This window comes from Pseudomonas alvandae (assembly GCF_019141525.1).
Classification (GTDB): Bacteria; Pseudomonadota; Gammaproteobacteria; order Pseudomonadales; family Pseudomonadaceae; genus Aquipseudomonas; species Aquipseudomonas alvandae.
This window is the reverse complement of record NZ_CP077080.1, coordinates 2,217,989-2,234,768: the sequence shown is the minus strand read 5'-3', so window position 1 is coordinate 2,234,768 and position 16,780 is coordinate 2,217,989. Positions and strand designations below refer to the sequence as shown.

14 protein-coding genes are annotated in these 16,780 nt (G+C 62.1%); 9 read left to right on the top strand and 5 right to left on the bottom strand.

All coding sequences use genetic code 11. From position 1 onward, the window contains the following. Positions 1 to 134: 134 nt before the first annotated feature. Positions 135 to 1,907, bottom strand: coding sequence for an ABC transporter transmembrane domain-containing protein (locus KSS97_RS10010; RefSeq protein WP_030140917.1), 1,773 nt, complete (start codon positions 1,905 to 1,907; stop codon positions 135 to 137). A gap of 258 nt (positions 1,908 to 2,165) precedes the next feature. Between KSS97_RS10010 and KSS97_RS10005 the strand changes: the two genes are divergently transcribed. Beyond that, on the top strand, positions 2,166 to 2,345 hold the full coding sequence (locus KSS97_RS10005; RefSeq protein ID WP_003199629.1) for a PA1571 family protein: 180 nt from the start codon (positions 2,166 to 2,168) through the stop codon (positions 2,343 to 2,345). Between the two features lie 210 nt (positions 2,346 to 2,555). On the opposite strand, the gene pdxB is transcribed toward KSS97_RS10005, so the two are convergent. Next, the gene (pdxB, locus tag KSS97_RS10000) at positions 2,556 to 3,698 is read right to left on the bottom strand and encodes a 4-phosphoerythronate dehydrogenase PdxB (RefSeq protein ID WP_198797749.1); all 1,143 of its coding nucleotides are present in this window, start codon (positions 3,696 to 3,698) and stop codon (positions 2,556 to 2,558) included. Between the two features lie 295 nt (positions 3,699 to 3,993). Between pdxB and KSS97_RS09995 the strand changes: the two genes are divergently transcribed. Next, positions 3,994 to 5,397 (top strand): MATE family efflux transporter, encoded by a 1,404-nt coding sequence (locus KSS97_RS09995; RefSeq protein ID WP_303651406.1) that lies wholly within the window; start codon positions 3,994 to 3,996, stop codon positions 5,395 to 5,397. On the opposite strand, the gene tusA is transcribed toward KSS97_RS09995, so the two are convergent. Further along, positions 5,394 to 5,645 (bottom strand): sulfurtransferase TusA, encoded by a 252-nt coding sequence (gene tusA, locus KSS97_RS09990; protein ID WP_030140914.1) that lies wholly within the window; start codon positions 5,643 to 5,645, stop codon positions 5,394 to 5,396. The genes KSS97_RS09995 and tusA overlap by 4 nt on opposite strands. Positions 5,646 to 5,833: 188 nt before the next feature. After that, on the bottom strand, positions 5,834 to 6,907 hold the full coding sequence (gene rlmM, locus KSS97_RS09985) for a 23S rRNA (cytidine(2498)-2'-O)-methyltransferase RlmM (protein ID WP_217861554.1): 1,074 nt from the start codon (positions 6,905 to 6,907) through the stop codon (positions 5,834 to 5,836). Between the two features lie 172 nt (positions 6,908 to 7,079). On the opposite strand from rlmM, the gene acnA reads away from it, so the two are divergent. The 3 genes from acnA (at position 7,080) to KSS97_RS09970 (ending at position 12,366) form a co-directional block, all read left to right on the top strand. After that, positions 7,080 to 9,821, top strand: coding sequence for an aconitate hydratase AcnA (acnA, locus tag KSS97_RS09980; RefSeq protein WP_217861553.1), 2,742 nt, complete (start codon positions 7,080 to 7,082; stop codon positions 9,819 to 9,821). A 115-nt stretch (positions 9,822 to 9,936) separates the two neighbouring features. Beyond that, positions 9,937 to 10,725, top strand: a complete 789-nt coding sequence (locus KSS97_RS09975) for a CPBP family intramembrane glutamic endopeptidase (RefSeq protein ID WP_030140911.1) — start codon at positions 9,937 to 9,939, stop codon at positions 10,723 to 10,725. A 75-nt stretch (positions 10,726 to 10,800) separates the two neighbouring features. Next, complete coding sequence (locus KSS97_RS09970) at positions 10,801 to 12,366, top strand: methyl-accepting chemotaxis protein (RefSeq protein WP_217861552.1); 1,566 nt, start codon at positions 10,801 to 10,803, stop codon at positions 12,364 to 12,366. A gap of 170 nt (positions 12,367 to 12,536) precedes the next feature. Here KSS97_RS09970 and KSS97_RS09965 read toward each other — a convergent pair whose 3' ends face one another. Further along, positions 12,537 to 13,229 carry an alpha/beta family hydrolase gene (locus KSS97_RS09965; protein WP_030140909.1) on the bottom strand — a complete coding sequence of 231 codons (693 nt, stop codon included), beginning with the start codon at positions 13,227 to 13,229 and terminating at the stop codon, positions 12,537 to 12,539. Positions 13,230 to 13,325: 96 nt separating this feature from the next. On the opposite strand from KSS97_RS09965, the gene ccoN reads away from it, so the two are divergent. The 4 genes from ccoN to ccoP are packed head-to-tail and all read left to right on the top strand — an operon-like array spanning position 13,326 to position 16,523. Beyond that, positions 13,326 to 14,750 carry a cytochrome-c oxidase, cbb3-type subunit I gene (gene ccoN / locus KSS97_RS09960; RefSeq protein ID WP_030140908.1) on the top strand — a complete coding sequence of 475 codons (1,425 nt, stop codon included), beginning with the start codon at positions 13,326 to 13,328 and terminating at the stop codon, positions 14,748 to 14,750. A gap of 10 nt (positions 14,751 to 14,760) precedes the next feature. Next, complete coding sequence (gene ccoO, locus KSS97_RS09955; RefSeq protein ID WP_003183469.1) at positions 14,761 to 15,369, top strand: cytochrome-c oxidase, cbb3-type subunit II; 609 nt, start codon at positions 14,761 to 14,763, stop codon at positions 15,367 to 15,369. A gap of 3 nt (positions 15,370 to 15,372) precedes the next feature. Further along, positions 15,373 to 15,573 carry a cbb3-type cytochrome oxidase subunit 3 gene (locus tag KSS97_RS09950; RefSeq protein WP_217861551.1) on the top strand — a complete coding sequence of 67 codons (201 nt, stop codon included), beginning with the start codon at positions 15,373 to 15,375 and terminating at the stop codon, positions 15,571 to 15,573. After that, positions 15,570 to 16,523: a cytochrome-c oxidase, cbb3-type subunit III gene (ccoP, locus tag KSS97_RS09945; RefSeq protein WP_198797754.1), complete on the top strand. Its 954-nt coding sequence runs from the start codon at positions 15,570 to 15,572 to the stop codon at positions 16,521 to 16,523. The genes KSS97_RS09950 and ccoP overlap by 4 nt, the downstream gene beginning before the upstream one ends. Positions 16,524 to 16,780: the final 257 nt, after the last annotated feature.

Sequence of the window (16,780 nt, the reverse complement as noted above, 5' to 3'; positions counted from 1 at the left end):
TACTTGGTCGGTTGCTGGACCTTGTGGGAGCGAGCTTGCTCGCGATGGCGTCGGCACCTTAAACATGGATGCAAGCTGACCCACCGCTATCGCGAGCAAGCTCGCTCCCACAGGGGATTCGTGTGGACGCGCGCTCAGTCGGCTGCCGAATCCAAGCCAACGTTGAACTGCAACGCCGCCAACCGCGCATACAACGCATTGCTGGCAACCAACTCCTGGTGGGTGCCCACGGCGACCACTTTGCCCTGGTCCATCACGGCGATCCGGTCGGCATTTTTCACCGTGGCCAGGCGGTGGGCGATGACCAGGGTGGTGCGGTTTTTCATCAGGCTGGGCAGGGCTTGCTGGATGAGGTGTTCGCTTTGCGCATCGAGGGCGCTGGTGGCTTCGTCCAGGAGCAGGATCGGCGCATCCACCAACAATGCCCGGGCGATGGCCAGGCGTTGGCGCTGACCGCCGGACAATCCGAGGCCGCCATCGCCCAGGTGGGTCTGGTAGCCGTCAGGCATCTTTTCGATGAAGTCGTGGGCATGGGCGATCTGCGCCGCCTCGCGCACCTGCTCGGACGTCGCCTGCGGGTTGCCGTAGCGGATGTTCTCTTCCACCGTGCCGAAAAACAGCGCTGGATTTTGCGATACCAGGGCGAAATGACGGCGCAGGTCCAGCGGATCGACCAAGGTCAACGGCACGTCGTCGATGAGGATTTGCCCTTGCGCCGGATCGTAGAAGCGCAGCAGCAGGTCATACACCGTTGACTTGCCCGCGCCGGAGGGTCCGACGAGGGCCAGGGTCTCGCCCGCCTTGATACTCAGGTCGAGACCATCGACCGCATAGCTGTCTGGCCGGGATGGATAGGAAAAACGCACGCCTTCGAGACGCAGGTCACCCCGGACCCGCTCGGGCAAGGTCACGAGACCGAAAGCCGGTGGCTGGATGATATTTTCCGAGCGCAGCAATTCGGCAATGCGCTCCGCCGCGCCGGCCGCCCGCTGCAGCTCGCCAATCACCTCGCTCAGGGTGCCGAAGGCGCTGCCGACGATGAGGCTGTAGAACACGAACGCCGCCAGCTCACCGCCGGAAATCCGCCCGGCGATCACATCCATGCCGCCGACCCAGAGCATCACCCCCACGGCCCCCAGCACGAGCACGATCACCAGCGTGATCAGCCAGGCACGCTGGGCGATGCGCTTGCGGGCCGTCTCGAAGGCCTGCTCCACGGTCACGGAAAATCGCTGCTCATCCTGGACTTGGTGGTTATAGGCCTGCACGGTCTTGATCTGGCCCAGGGTTTCGGAAACGTAGCTGCCGACGTCAGCAATGCGATCCTGGCTCTGGCGCGAAAGACTGCGCACTCGGCGGCCGAACACCAGGATCGGCGCCAGTACCAGTGGCAAGGCAATCACCACGATGCTGGTCAGCTTGGGGTTGGTGATGAACAGCAGCACGATGCCGCCAACCACCATCAAGGCGTTGCGCAAGAACAACGACAGCGAAGAACCGATCACCGATTGCAGCAAGGTCGTGTCGGCGGTCAGCCGTGACTGGATTTCCGAACTGCGGTTGTTCTCGTAGAAGCCCGGGTGCAAATACACCAAGTGATTGAACACCTGCCGCCGGATATCGGCCACCACGCGCTCGCCAATCCATGACACCAGGTAGAAACGTGCAAACGTACCGATCGCCAGGCCAAGCACCAGCACCATGAACAAGCCGATGGACTGATTGAGCAGGTGCGGTGAACGGGTCATGAAGCCTTGGTCCACCAACAGACGGATCCCTTGACCCATGGACAATGTAATACCCGCCGTGACGATCAGGGCCAGTAACGCTCCGGCGACCTGCTTGCGATAGGGAGCGATGAAGCCGCTGGCCAGGCGTATGGCGCGGCGATGTCGGGAAGAAAGCATCAAGATCGTCCGATAATGGAGCACAAAGGAGGTCGGCCGACAGCACCGAAGCGCAGCGGAACCAACGTGAACCGAAATGAGTCAGGTTAAATATGACCACCGATACTAATGCCTAGATGTTATCGGTCTAACGTCTGGCTGGAAACGCATGCGTGTTTCTGGTTGAGTGGGGCTGTCGTCATGAACCTTCAAGGAGTGTCATGGCTCGGTCACCTGGCGACACTACGATAGGCACGCAACCTGATGAGGAGACAGGCCATGTCCTTGCAACACAGCAGCGACGACAAGATTCAAGTGATCCGCACGCAACCGGACCAGTCCCTGGGCTGCTCGTTCATCGATGCCCAAGGGCGCGAGGTTCCGATCACCGAAGACATGATCCAGAAAGCCTGCAGCGAGCTGGAAAAACGACTGGTCAAACCTGCCGAACAAAAGTGATACAGCCCGTCTTCAATTGAACCCGACCTTGATGTCGGGTTTTTTATACCTGCTGATGTTGCATATTCTTGTGGCGAGGGAGCTTGCTCCCGCTGGGACGGTCCGACGCTTCGGGCGAAGCAACCCCATTGCCTGGACGAGCGCCGAAAAGCGACGACTGCTTCGCAGCCGAACGGGAGCAAGCTCCCTCGCCACAAGAGCACTCCACGCTTAAATGGCAGTAGCGCCCAGCGCCGTCGCGATCTGCTGCAAGGCCGCCGATTGCCCTTCGATACGCACCTTCAAGCTGTCGATCTCCCGACGTGGTGGGTAATGCTTGCGCAACGCATCAAAAGCACTGCGCTGTTCGGCCACCGTACCGATCAGGCTGCGGCGAAAATCTGCATCGTCACGGCGTGGGTCGTACACGCTCCGGCACAGCGCCGCCAGCGCCCAGGCCGGGTCGGTGTCGGCGTCAAGGGTGATGCCTCCAAGCCAGGGCCTGGGCAGCAGATCGGCCAGGCTGACTTCGACTGGCTGCCCAAGAAAATCGCACAAGGCCTGGTAGATCTGCGCCGTGCCGCGCTGGCGACCGTCAAGGCTGTAGCCGGCGATGTGCGGGGTGGCGATCACGCAGAGGTCGGCCAGGTCGACATCCACCGTCGGCTCCTGCTCCCACACATCCAACACGGCCTGCAGGTCTTCACGCTCCAGCAGTACCTCGCGCAACGCGCTGTTGTCGATGACCGGCCCGCGCGCGGCATTGATCAGCCAAGTGCCCGGCTTGAGGCGGTTCAATCGTTGCTCGTCAAAAAGGTGCCAGGTCGGTTGCTCGCCATCGCGGGTCAAGGGCGTATGCAAGCTGATGACATCACACTGCTCGACGATCTGCTCCAGGCTCACATAATCACCGCCCTCCGCGGCCTGGCGAGGCGGATCGCAGACTTTCACAGTCCAGCCCAGGCCCTTGAGCACTTCGATCAACCGCCCACCCACCTGCCCCGCGCCGATTACGCCAAAAGTTCGCTGCGCAAGATCCGCGCCTTCGATTTCCGCCAGGGTCATGAGGCTGCCCAGCACATAGTCCACCACCCCACGGGCGTTGCAGCCCGGGGCACTGGCCCAGCGAATACCAGCCTCGGCCAGATAATCCAGGTCCAGATGATCAGTGCCGATCGTGCAGGTGCCAACGAAACGCACCTGGCTGCCTTCCAGCAGCGCCCGATTGACCTGGCTGACCGAACGCACCAGTAACACATCGGCGTGCTCGACCATCGACCGATCGATCCCTCGGCCCGGCACCCGGCGGATCTCACCGAAGCCTTGGAAAAACGCATCGAGCAAGGGAATATTTTCGTCGGCAACGATCAGCATGGCGGAGCTCCTTTGGCGGGATGGGCAGTGTAGGCGTTCCTCGCCTCGATGGGCCAGCCCATTGCTTCATTGTGGCGAGGGAGCTTGCTCCCGTTCGGCTGCACAGCAGTCGTCAAGGTAATCGGGCCTGGTTCGCAGTCCAGCGGGAGCAAGCTCCCTCGCCACAAGGTATTCACCCGCCAAATCCTCCCAAGAGAGAGAGTGATTACAAATCCCCAACACAGGTTTTTTCCTGACCACTGCGTCAAGGCGTAGAATTCGCCGCCTTGTGTTCAATCTTTCGGACGCTGCGCCTGTGAATCCCGTCATCGATACCCCCAACGCCCTCTCCCGCCCGGCCCGGGTTCGCCTGGAGCTCAAGACGCTGCTCGCCCTGGCCTTGCCGATCATGGTGGCGCAATTGGCGACCACCGCCATGGGTTTTGTCGATGCGGTGATGGCCGGCCGCGTCGGCCCACGGGACCTGGCGGCAGTGGCGCTGGGTAATTCGATCTGGGTGCCGGTGTTCCTGCTGATGACCGGCACGCTGCTGGCAACCACACCGAAAGTGGCCCAGCGCTTCGGCGCCGGTACGTTCGACGAGATCGGACCGCTGGTGCGCCAGGCGCTGTGGCTGGCGCTGGTGGTGGGATTGATCGCGACCCTGGCCCTGTTTAGCGCCGAGCCGATCCTGCACATCATGAAAGTCGATCCGGAACTGATCGGCCCTTGCATGGAATACCTGCGGGGCATCGGCACCGGTCTGCCGGCGGTGGCGCTCTATTACGTGCTGCGCTGTTTCAGCGACGGCTTGGGTCGTACGCGACCGGCAATGGTGCTGGGGCTATGCGGATTGGGCCTGAACATTCCGCTCAATTACATCTTCATCTATGGACACCTGGGCGTCCCGGCCATGGGCGGGGTCGGTTGTGGCTGGGCCACGGCCATCGTGATGTGGTTCATGGCGGCGGGCATGGCGGTCTGGACATTCCGGGCCCCGGCCTATCAATCGAGCCGCTTGTTCACTCGTTTCGACTGGCCGCAATGGTCGGTGATCAAGCGTCTGCTGGGCATCGGCCTGCCGATTGGCATCGCGGTGTTCGCCGAATCGAGCATTTTCGCTGTGATCGCCCTGCTGATCGGCAGCCTCGGCGCCACGGTGGTGGCCGGGCATCAGATCGCGCTGAACTTCAGCTCGCTGGTGTTCATGATCCCCTACTCCCTGGGCATGGCCGTGACAGTACGGGTAGGCCAGGCGCTGGGGCGCAGCCAGCCCCGGGAAGCGCGTTTCGCCGCAGGCGTCGGCATGGGCACGGCCCTGGCGTACGCCTGCCTGTCAGCGAGCCTGATGTTCGCCCTGCGCGAGCCTATCGCCGCGATCTACACCGCCGATCCGAGAGTGATCGAAGTGGCGTCGATGCTGATCGTGTATGCGGCGCTGTTCCAGTTTTCCGATGCGATCCAGGTCACGGCGGCGGGTGCATTGCGCGGCTACCAGGACACCCGGGTGACGATGATCCTGACCCTGTTCGCCTATTGGGGCATCGGCCTGCCGGTGGGTTACGCCCTGGGCCTGACCGACTGGCTCGGCGCCCCCAGCGGCCCGAGCGGATTATGGCAAGGCTTGATTGCAGGCTTGAGCTGCGCGGCGCTGATGCTGTCGATCCGCCTGGCACGCAGCGCGCGCAAGCAGATCCGCCTCAGCCGCTCGACGGATTAAGCGAGCTTCTTGCGGATCCAGTAGAGATAGGTGCCGGCGCTCTCCTGTTGGGCCACCAGTTCGTGGTCCAGGAACACGCAAAACTTGGGGATGTCGCGGCGCGTCGAGGGATCGGTGGCGATGACTTTCAGCAAGCCACCGGGGGCCAGGTCGCGGATGTGCTGGTGCAGCATCATCACCGGCTCCGGGCAATTGAGGCCCGTGGCATCCAGCGTACCGTCGACCGGCGTGTCGTTCATTTCACTCATGCTCTACTCCTGGAACTGGCCGGCATTGTCGCGCAATGTCGGCGCTCGGTCACCCCTGGTTCGACACTGCACCCTGTGGGAGCGAGCTTGCTCGCGATGGCGTCGACACATTTAACATTGATGCAAGCTGACCCACCGCTATCGCGAGCAAGCTCGCACCCACAGAGGATTTCACTGGCTTCAAAGGATTAGCGGGACTTCGGCTTCTTGGTATCCAACCGCCGCAGATGGCACGTCACCTCTTCACGGTCGTGGTACAGCTGCTTGCAGCCGATTTCGACCTTGATGCCCCGGGCCTTGAAGCCCTCGGCGATGCGTTCGAGCAGGCGCTTGACCTCGGCGTAACGCTGTTTCATCGGCAGCTTGAGGTTGACCACGGCCTCGCGGCAATGCCCTTCGCCAATCCACTCCTCCAGCATCGCCGCGTTGCGCGCCGGCTTCTCGACGATGTCGCAGACCATCCAGTCCACCGGCTGCTTGGGCTTGAACGTGAAACCGTCCGCCATCAAGTGCTGCACCAGGCCGGTGTCCATCAGGCTTTCTGCCATCGGGCCGTTGTCGATGGCCGTGACCAACATGCCGCGATTGACCAATTGCCAGGTCCAGCCACCCGGCGCGGCGCCAAGGTCCACGCCCGTCATGTCGCTGTGCAAACGCTCGTCCCACTGGTCCCGAGGAATGAAATGATGCCAAGCCTCTTCGAGCTTGAGCGTCGAGCGGCTTGGCGCTTCCCGGGGGAACTTCAAACGCGGGATGCCCATCGGCCACATGGCCGAGTTATCCGCTTGCGCCAGGCCGAGGAACACTTCGCGACCGCTCTTGAAAGTCAGCAGCAGACGCGGCTTATGCGGGTCGTCCACCAGCTTGCCGGCCCCGATCAAGGCCTTGCGCAGCGGGCCTTCGAATTTCTTGCAGAAGTTCGACAGCTCCTTGCCGTCGTTGGTGTCAACCACTTCCAGCCACAGGCTGCCGCACGTCGGGAACGCCGCCATGTTGGCCAGGATGACACTGATGCGGTCGGTTTCCGGCAACTCGATGAACGTGCCGCGGGCCCACTGGCGCGGGAAAATCAGCTCGGCAAAACGCTGTCCGCGCATCAGCCGCTCGGCGCCATCCTCTTCCGTGCAAACAAATTCGGCGCAGGCACTGGCCGGCTTGGCCTTGGCGTAGCCGGCCACGTTGAGCCGCGCGGCATGTTCGGCGATCTCGGAACAGACCTCGCCTTCGAAGCCCGACCGGCAGTGCATAAAAAGCGTATTCATTGAAACCCCGTAGCAAAGCCTGTCACGAAAACCGGCGCATGATAGCGGAGTTCGGAACCGCGAACCTTCCTATAGAGTCCAGTGATTAGTCATACGCTCAAAACAGGGCTAGGTTAAAGGCTCTGTCCGTTCCGTCAGTCCGTAGCCGTGCGGACTCAAAGGAGTGATTTCAATGCCGTCCCTCGATAGCCTGAAAACCCTTAAGACACTGCAAGTCGATGCCAGGACCTACCATTATTTCAGCCTGCCGGATGCAGCGCGAAGCCTGGGCGAGCTGGACAAATTACCCATGTCCCTCAAGGTGCTGCTGGAAAACCTGCTGCGCTGGGAAGATGAAAAAACCGTCACCGGCACTGACCTCAAGGCCCTGGCGGGCTGGCTGAAAGAGCGTCGTTCCGACCGCGAGATCCAATACCGCCCGGCGCGGGTGCTGATGCAGGACTTTACCGGCGTCCCCGCGGTGGTCGACCTGGCCGCCATGCGCGCCGCCGTGGAAAAGGCCGGCGGCGATCCCCAGCGGATCAACCCGCTGTCACCGGTTGACCTGGTGATCGACCACTCGGTGATGGTGGACAAGTTCGCCAGCCGACAGGCATTCGAGCAGAACGTCGACATCGAAATGCAGCGCAACGGTGAACGCTACGCGTTCCTGCGCTGGGGCCAGAGCGCCTTCGACAATTTCAGCGTGGTGCCACCTGGCACCGGTATCTGCCACCAGGTCAACCTCGAATACCTGGGTCGCACCGTCTGGACCAAAGAGGAAGACGGCCGCACCTACGCCTTCCCCGACACCCTGGTGGGCACCGACTCCCACACCACCATGATCAACGGCCTCGGCGTGCTCGGCTGGGGCGTCGGCGGGATCGAGGCCGAAGCGGCAATGCTCGGCCAACCGGTGTCGATGCTGATCCCCGAAGTCATTGGCTTCAAACTGGTCGGCAAGCTACGTGAAGGCATCACCGCCACCGACCTGGTGCTGACCGTCACGCAGATGCTGCGCAAGAAAGGCGTGGTGGGCAAATTCGTCGAGTTCTATGGCGATGGCCTGGCCGACCTGCCCCTGGCCGACCGCGCCACCATTGCCAACATGGCCCCGGAATACGGTGCCACTTGCGGCTTCTTCCCGGTGGACGATGTGACATTGGACTACTTGCGCCTGTCCGGCCGTCCGACGGAAACCGTCAAGCTGGTGGAAGCCTATTGCAAGGCCCAGGGGCTGTGGCGCCTGCCCGGTCAGGAACCGGTGTTCACCGACACGCTGGAATTGGACATGGGCAGCGTCGAAGCCAGCCTCGCCGGCCCCAAGCGTCCACAGGACCGAGTGGCACTGCCGAATGTCGGCCAGGCCTTCAGCGACTTCCTCGGGTTGCAAGTCAAACCCACCAGCAAGGAAGAAGGTCGCCTGGAAAGCGAGGGCGGCGGAGGCGTCGCGGTGGGCAACGCCGATCAGGTGGGTGAAGCGGAGTATGAATTCGAAGGCCAGACCCATCGGCTGAAAAACGGCGCGGTGGTCATCGCGGCGATTACGTCCTGCACCAACACCTCTAACCCCAGCGTGATGATGGCCGCCGGGTTGCTGGCGAAAAAAGCCGTGGAAAAAGGCCTGGTCCGCAAGCCTTGGGTCAAGAGTTCCTTGGCGCCGGGCTCGAAGGTGGTCACCGATTACTACAACGCCGCGGGCCTGACCGAATACCTCGACAAGCTCGGTTTCGACCTGGTGGGTTACGGTTGCACGACCTGTATCGGCAACTCAGGGCCCCTGCCCGACCCGATTGAGAAAGCCATCCAGAAAGCAGACCTGACCGTGGCGTCGGTGCTGTCGGGCAACCGCAACTTCGAAGGCCGTGTGCATCCGCTGGTGAAAACCAACTGGCTGGCTTCACCGCCGCTGGTCGTCGCCTACGCCCTGGCCGGCACCGTGCGCATCGACATCAGCAGCGAACCGCTGGGCAATGATCGCGACGGCAACCCTGTCTACCTTCGGGACATCTGGCCGAGCAGCAAGGAAGTCGCCGACGCCGTGGCCAAGGTCGACACCGGCATGTTCCACAAGGAATATGCCGCCGTGTTCGCCGGCGACGAACAATGGCAAGCGATTGAAGTGCCACAAGCCGCCACGTACGTCTGGCAAGCCGACTCGACCTATATTCAACACCCACCGTTTTTTGATGACATTGGCGGCCCACCACCCGCCGTCAAGAATGTCGAAGGCGCGCGGGTGCTCGCGCTGCTGGGAGACTCGGTGACCACCGACCATATCTCCCCGGCCGGTAACATCAAGGCCGACAGCCCCGCCGGCCGTTACCTGCGCGAACAGGGCGTGGAGCCTCGGGACTTCAACTCCTACGGCTCGCGACGGGGCAACCACCAGGTGATGATGCGAGGTACCTTTGCCAATATCCGTATCCGCAACGAGATGCTCGGCGGGGAAGAAGGCGGCAACACGGTCTATATCCCCAACGGCGAACGCATGTCGATCTATGATGCCGCAATGTTGTACCAGGCGACCGGCACGCCATTGGTGGTGATCGCCGGACAGGAATACGGCACCGGCTCGAGCCGGGACTGGGCCGCCAAAGGCACTAACCTGCTCGGGGTCAAGGCGGTGATCGCCGAGAGTTTCGAGCGCATCCACCGTTCCAACCTGGTGGGCATGGGCGTATTGCCACTGCAGTTCAAGCTTGATCAGAATCGCAAGAGCCTGAACCTCACCGGCAAGGAAACCCTGGACATCCTCGGCCTGAGCGACACCGAGCTGACGCCGCGCATGAACCTGCCCGTGGTCATTACCCGCGAAGACGGCAGCCAGGAGCGGATCGAAGTGCTGTGCCGGATTGATACTTTGAACGAGGTGGAATATTTCAAGGCCGGCGGGATCCTGCACTTTGTCCTACGGCAATTAATTACAGGATAAAAAGAAGCGTCTTACGAAAACACCGTCTCATTTGGGCGGTGTTTTCGTATGGGTCTGCCTATAATCCCGCCGGCGTCGACAAGCCTCGACAGTTTTCCGCCTCAAAGGATTTGATATGCCCGCCCTACCTTGGCCGTACCTGGCCCTTCTCTCGGCCGGCTATGCCATGGCCCTGGCCTATGGTCATCTCACCTGGACTGCAGCCATCTCAATCGCGCTGTTGCTGTTCGCCGGGTATGCGGTTCGCCAACAAAAGATGCCCGTCGGGCAGTTTCTCGGGCATTGTTTGTTCCTGGTGTTGGCGATCGCGCTGGCGCTGCACTGGATGCCGGGTTTTTTCAACGGGCGGGCCATCGCAGCACAACGTTTGACCGATGACGCCACACGGTTTGCCATGTATTTGAACCAGGACAAGCCGCTGATCGGCTTCTGGCTGCTGCTGGCCTGCCCGTGGATCGTCGGCCGGCGGCCGTTTCGCGGGTTCGTCTACGCCACGGTGCTCGGGCTATGCTTGAGCACCACGCTGGCCTTGGGTGGGGCCCTGCTGCTGGGCATGATCGAATGGGCGCCGAAGTGGCCGGACCAGGCCTGGCTCTGGGTACTCAATAATCTTTTATTGGTGACCTTGGTGGAGGAGGCGCTGTTTCGTGGCTACATTCAAGGAGGCCTGAGCCGGTGCTTCAAGCTTCTACGTCATGGCGAATCCCTGGCGCTGATCCTGTCCTCGTTGTTGTTCGGCCTGGTGCATGCTGGCGCGGGATGGCACTGGGTGTTGTTGTCGGGCCTGGCCGGGATCGGTTATGGACTGGCCTACCGATTCGGCGGCCTGGGCGCCGCGATTGCCACGCACTTTGGCTTGAACCTGCTTCATTTCGCCCTATTTACCTACCCGATGCTGGCGTGATACCGCCGGGCAGAATTATTTCAATTAAAAGCTGACGGTGCCGACAACCTCTCAAAGCCTTGCGGACTACATACCATGCGTAACAACCAGCCTGTCACACAACGCGAAAGGACTTTCGCGGCCCAGCAGCGATTGATTTCCACCACCAATGCCAAGGGTGTGATTACCTACTGCAACGACGCGTTCGTTGAAATCAGTGGGTTTTCCAAGGAAGAGCTGATCCATGCACCGCACAATCTGGTGCGCCACCCCGACGTCCCGTCAGCCGTGTTCGCACACATGTGGAACACCCTGAAACAGGGATTACCCTGGATGGGCATCGTCAAGAATCGCTGCAAGAATGGCGATCATTACTGGGTCAACGCCTACGTCACGCCGATTTTCGAGGGCAACCAGGTGGTCGGCTACGAGTCGGTACGGGTCAAGCCCAGCGCCGAGCAGATCACCCGGGCCGAAGCACTCTATCGACGCATCAACCAAGGCAAGTCCGCGGTTCCGAGCAGCGATAAATGGGTACCGATGCTGCAAGACTGGCTGCCGTTCATTCTCGTCAGCCAGTTGAGCTTCGTCGTCGGTGCTTTCCTTGACTCTTCCTGGGGCTTTGCCCTGGCCGCCCTGCTGTCCGTGCCGTTGGGGCTGTTGGGCTTGCAATGGCAACAACGTGGGATCAAGCGTCTGTTGCGCCTGGCCGAACAGACCACTTCCGACCCGCTGATCGCGCGGATGTACACCGACAGCCGTGGCGTTCAGGCACGCCTGGAAATGTCGATCCTCAGCCAGGAGGCCCGCCTGAAAACCTGCCTCACCCGCTTGCAGGACACCGCCGAGCATCTCAATGCGCAAGCCCGGCAATCCAATACCCTGGCGCACAACAGCTCCAGCGGCCTGGAACGCCAGCGCGTGGAAACCGAACAGGTCGCCACTGCCGTCAACCAGATGGCCGCCACCACCCAGGAAGTCGCCAGCCACGTGCAACGCACCGCCGATGCCACCCAGGAGGCCAATCGCCTCACGGGTCGCGGTCGCGACATCGCCGGGGAAACCCGCGAGGCCATCGAGCGCCTGTCGGTCGTGGTGGGCGAAACCGGGCAGACCGTGACCCAGCTGGCCAGGGACAGCGATGAAATCGGTGGCGTGGTCGATGTGATCAAGGGCATCGCCGACCAGACCAACCTGCTGGCCCTCAACGCCGCCATCGAAGCGGCCCGGGCCGGCGAGATGGGACGCGGTTTTGCCGTAGTCGCCGATGAAGTGCGTCAATTGGCCCAACGCACCAGCGAGTCCACCGGGCAGATCCATGCCTTGATCGCCAAGCTGCAACAGACCGCCAACAATGCCGTGCAGACCATGGACGCCGGTCACCGCCAGGCTGAAGAAGGCGTGGCGCGGGTCATGGAAGCCGACCAGGCGCTGGTGGGAATCAGCGAAGCGGTGGCGCATATCACCGACATGACCACTCAGATCGCTGCCGCGACCGAGGAGCAGAGTTCGGTAGCCGAGGAGATCAGCCGCAACATCAGCAACATCTCTGAACTGGCCGACCAGACCTCGGGCCAGGCCCACAGCTCGGCGCTGCTCAGCGAGGAGCTGACCCGCACGGCCAACACGCAGTATTCGTTGGTGGAGCGGTTCAACCGCTGATTTCAAATGGCAACTGAAAACCCGGATAGCGAAAGCTTCCGGGTTTTTTGTCGTCTGGCAGGCCGCTATCGCGAGCAAGCTCGCTCCCACAGGGGTTCTAGGCGGCTCATTGAAATGCATTCCAATTGTGGGGAGCGAGCCTGCTCGCGAGGAGGCCCGCACGAGCGCCATCAATCTTGAGACAAGAACCCAGCCACTCCCTGCGCCGCCGCGTCCAAATGCTGCTCATGGCTAACCCCCGAAACCTTCAGCGGTTTCAGATCATGATCCCCCGCCACGAGCCACATCACCTCGATGCTCGGTGACAAGGGATAGCCCTGCACCGCCTCTCGATTCCCCAACGCATCCCGCTCGCCCTGGACGATCAACGTCCGGGTCTTCAATGCCGCCAAATGCTCGACCCGTGGTTTTTCCGGCTTGCCCACCGCATAGAAGGGATAGCCCAGGCAGACCAGCGCCTCGGCGCCCAACTCATCGGCCAGCAGGCTCGCCATGCGCCCGCCCATGGACTTGCCACCAATGGCCAGCCGCCCCGCGACATAAGGCCGCACCGTGGCGTACACCTCTCGCCAGCATTCGAGCAGTTTGGGGGCCGGGTTGGGTGGGCGCTTGCCACCGTCCAGGCGCCGCTGGGCCATGTAGGGAAACTCGAAGCGCAACACATTGACGCCATGCACGGCAAGGCGCGCGGCCATTTCCTCCATGAAACCGCTGTCCATCGGTGCTCCGGCACCATGGGCCAGGATCAGGATCGGCGACTCGGCGTCAGCGCCCGGTTTCGCCGCCGTCCACAACCAGCCACGTTCCGCCACGCATCGCGCCCATTGATCCCCGTCAATACTGGCCTTGTGCTGTTTGTCCATGCTTGCCTCGCTTTTAGTCTGCCTATAACTCCAGGCGAAGAACGCCGCCTTGCCTTGCGCAGGCGCTCACTTCGGCTGAACCGTGGATGGGGAACCATGAACACTTCTATCAGTACCGCCTACAACTACAAGGTGGTCCGCCAATTCGCCATTATGACGGTGGTGTGGGGCATCGTCGGCATGGGGCTCGGGGTTTTTCTCGCGGCCCAATTGGTCTGGCCACAGCTCAACTTCGATTTGCCCTGGACCAGCTTCGGCCGCCTGCGCCCGCTGCACACCAACGCGGTGATCTTCGCCTTCGGTGGCTGCGCCCTGTTCGCCAGTTCGTTCTACTCAGTGCAACGCACCTGCCAGACCCAGCTGTTCGCGCCGAAACTCGCTGCGTTCTGCTTCTGGGGCTGGCAACTGGTGATCCTGCTGGCGGCCATCAGCCTGCCGCTGGGCTACACCAGTTCCAAGGAATACGCCGAGCTCGAATGGCCGATCGACATCCTGATCACCATCGTCTGGGTCGCCTACGCCATCGTGTTCTTCGGCACCGTGGCCAAGCGCAACACCAAGCACATCTACGTCGGCAACTGGTTCTTCGGCGGGTTCATCCTGACCGTGGCGATTCTGCACATTGTGAACAACCTGGAACTGCCGGTGAGCTTCACCAAGTCCTACTCGGTGTACGCCGGGGCCACGGATGCAATGGTGCAATGGTGGTACGGCCACAACGCCGTGGGCTTTTTCCTCACCGCCGGCTTCCTGGGGATGATGTACTACTTCGTGCCGAAACAGGCCGAACGCCCGGTGTACTCCTATCGCCTGTCCATCGTCCACTTCTGGGCGCTGATCACCCTGTACATCTGGGCCGGCCCACACCACCTGCACTACACCGCGCTGCCGGACTGGGCACAGTCGCTGGGCATGGTGATGTCGCTGATCCTGCTGGCGCCAAGCTGGGGCGGCATGATCAACGGCATGATGACCCTCTCGGGCGCCTGGCATAAGTTGCGCAGCGACCCGATCCTGCGGTTCCTGGTGGTGTCCCTGGCGTTCTACGGCATGTCGACCTTCGAAGGTCCGATGATGGCGATCAAGACCGTCAACGCCCTCTCCCACTACACCGACTGGACCATCGGCCACGTACATGCCGGCGCGCTCGGCTGGGTGGCGATGATTTCCATTGGTGCGCTGTATCACATGATTCCGAAGGTCTTCGGTCGGGCGCAGATGCACAGCATTGGCCTGATCAACGCGCATTTCTGGCTCGCGACCATCGGCACCGTGCTCTACATCGCCTCGATGTGGGTCAACGGCATCGCCCAAGGCCTGATGTGGCGTGCGGTGAACGAGGACGGCACGCTCACCTACTCCTTCGTCGAAACCCTGGTGGCCAGCCACCCTGGCTTCATCGTGCGACTGGTAGGCGGGGCGATCTTCCTCAGCGGCATGCTGCTGATGGCCTACAACACCTGGCGCACCGTGCGGGCCTACCAGCCTGCCGAAGCCGCCGCTGCCGCGCAGATGGCTTGAGGAGTCCGCCATGAAACACGAAACAATCGAAAAAAACGTCGGCCTGCTGATGCTGTTGATGGTGCTGGCCGTGAGCATCGGCGGCCTGACCCAGATCGTGCCGCTGTTCTTCCAGGACGTGACCAACAAACCGGTGGACGGCATGAAGCCCTACACCGCCCTGCAATTGGAAGGCCGCGATATCTACATCCGCGAAGGCTGCGTCGGCTGCCATTCGCAGATGATTCGTCCGTTCCGCGCCGAAACCGAGCGCTACGGCCACTACTCCGTGGCTGGCGAAAGCGTCTGGGACCACCCGTTCCTGTGGGGCTCCAAGCGCACCGGACCGGACCTGGCCCGCGTCGGCGCGCGTTACTCCGATGACTGGCACCGCGCGCACTTGTACAACCCACGTAACGTCGTGCCCGAGTCGAAAATGCCGGCCTACCCATGGCTGGTGACACAGGCAGTCGACAGCAGCCACACCGAAGGCAAGCTGCGCGCCATGCGCACCCTCGGCGTGCCGTACACCGATGACGATATCGCGGGCAGTGTCGCCTCGCTCAAAGGCAAGACCGAAATGGACGCGCTGGTCGCCTACCTGCAAGTGCTCGGCACTGCCATCAAGAGCAAGAGGTGAGCCATGGTTCTTGACATGAGTACTGGCATGATCCGCGGCCTGGGCACCGTCGTGGTGTTCATCGCCTTCATCGGCCTGATCCTGTGGGTGTACAGCAGCAAGCGCGGGCCGGAATTCGCCCAGGCGCGCCTGCTGCCGTTCGCCGACGAACCGCCCGCCGACATTACCCCCCAAGACCCCGCACCAAGGAGTACCCGGTCATGACCACTTTCTGGAGTACGTGGATCTGCGTACTGACCATTGGCAGCCTGATCGGCCTGACGTGGCTGCTGATCGGCACCCGCAAGGGCGAGACCAAGGGCAGCGTCGACCAGACCATGGGCCACAGCTTCGACGGCATCGAGGAATACGACAACCCGCTGCCGCAATGGTGGTTCCTGTTGTTCGCCGGCACGTTGGTGTTTTCCGTTGGCTACCTGGTCCTTTACCCGGGCCTGGGCAATTGGAAAGGCATCCTGCCCGGCTACGACAACGGCTGGACCGGCGCCCATGAATGGGAAAAGGAAATGGCCAAGGCCGACGCCAAGTTCGGGCCGATCTTCGCCAAGTTCTCGGCGATGCCTGTAGAGGAAGTCGCCAAGGACCCACAAGCCTTGAAGATGGGAGGTCGCCTGTTCGCCTCCAACTGCTCGGTCTGCCACGGCTCGGACGCCAAGGGTGCCTTCGGCTTCCCGAACCTGGCCGACAGCAACTGGCGCTGGGGCGGCGCGGCCGACACCATCAAGACGACCATCATGGGTGGCCGCATGGCGGCGATGCCGGCCTGGGGCGAAGTGCTGGGGGACGCCGGGGTCAAGAACGTGGCCGCGTATGTGCGCCACGACTTGGCGGGCCTGCCCTTGCCGGCGGACAGCGGTGCCGACCTGCAAGCCGGCCAGCAAGCGTTCAACACCACCTGCGTCGCTTGCCATGGCGCCAATGGCCAGGGCACCGAAGCCATGGGCGCGCCGAACCTGACGCAACCGGCCGGTTTCATCTACGGCACCAGCCTGGCCCAGTTGCAGCAGACCATTCGCCATGGACGCCAAGGCCACATGCCGGCGCAAAATGAGCTGCTGGGCAATGACAAGGTGCAGCTGCTCGCGGCCTACGTCTACAGCCTGTCCCACAACGCCAGCACCGAACGCCTGCAAGCTGAACACAAAAGCGAATAAATCCTGACCACACGAACAGCCGCATTCATCTGGATGCGGCTGTTCCGTTCCCCTGCGCGACGCATTGTCGCACCCTCCCATCGTCTTCCTTTCGATTCTCTGGAATCGGGTCTAAGCTTGCCTTTGCGTGCACTGGCGACTGCCGGTTTCAGGTCAATCCGACCCGATGCGTTCGACAATCGTTCGTTCAAGAGGCCGCAAACGCAGGTGAATACCGGCTGTTGCGACAGTTGCCTGGCATCCCCCGAACGCCGTGT

Excerpts from the sequence above, each read along its gene's own strand:
- KSS97_RS10010 (WP_030140917.1), bottom strand. The coding sequence starts at position 1,907 with ATGCTTTCTTCCCGACATCGCCGCGCCATACGCCTGGCCAGCGGCTTC.
- KSS97_RS10005 (WP_003199629.1), top strand. The coding sequence starts at position 2,166 with ATGTCCTTGCAACACAGCAGCGACGACAAGATTCAAGTGATCCGCACG.
- pdxB (WP_198797749.1), bottom strand. The coding sequence starts at position 3,698 with ATGCTGATCGTTGCCGACGAAAATATTCCCTTGCTCGATGCGTTTTTC.
- tusA (WP_030140914.1), bottom strand. The coding sequence starts at position 5,645 with ATGAGTGAAATGAACGACACGCCGGTCGACGGTACGCTGGATGCCACG.
- rlmM (WP_217861554.1), bottom strand. The coding sequence starts at position 6,907 with ATGAATACGCTTTTTATGCACTGCCGGTCGGGCTTCGAAGGCGAGGTC.
- acnA (WP_217861553.1), top strand. The coding sequence starts at position 7,080 with ATGCCGTCCCTCGATAGCCTGAAAACCCTTAAGACACTGCAAGTCGAT.
- KSS97_RS09975 (WP_030140911.1), top strand. The coding sequence starts at position 9,937 with ATGCCCGCCCTACCTTGGCCGTACCTGGCCCTTCTCTCGGCCGGCTAT.
- KSS97_RS09970 (WP_217861552.1), top strand. The coding sequence starts at position 10,801 with ATGCGTAACAACCAGCCTGTCACACAACGCGAAAGGACTTTCGCGGCC.
- KSS97_RS09965 (WP_030140909.1), bottom strand. The coding sequence starts at position 13,229 with ATGGACAAACAGCACAAGGCCAGTATTGACGGGGATCAATGGGCGCGA.
- ccoN (WP_030140908.1), top strand. The coding sequence starts at position 13,326 with ATGAACACTTCTATCAGTACCGCCTACAACTACAAGGTGGTCCGCCAA.
- ccoO (WP_003183469.1), top strand. The coding sequence starts at position 14,761 with ATGAAACACGAAACAATCGAAAAAAACGTCGGCCTGCTGATGCTGTTG.
- KSS97_RS09950 (WP_217861551.1), top strand. The coding sequence starts at position 15,373 with ATGGTTCTTGACATGAGTACTGGCATGATCCGCGGCCTGGGCACCGTC.
- ccoP (WP_198797754.1), top strand. The coding sequence starts at position 15,570 with ATGACCACTTTCTGGAGTACGTGGATCTGCGTACTGACCATTGGCAGC.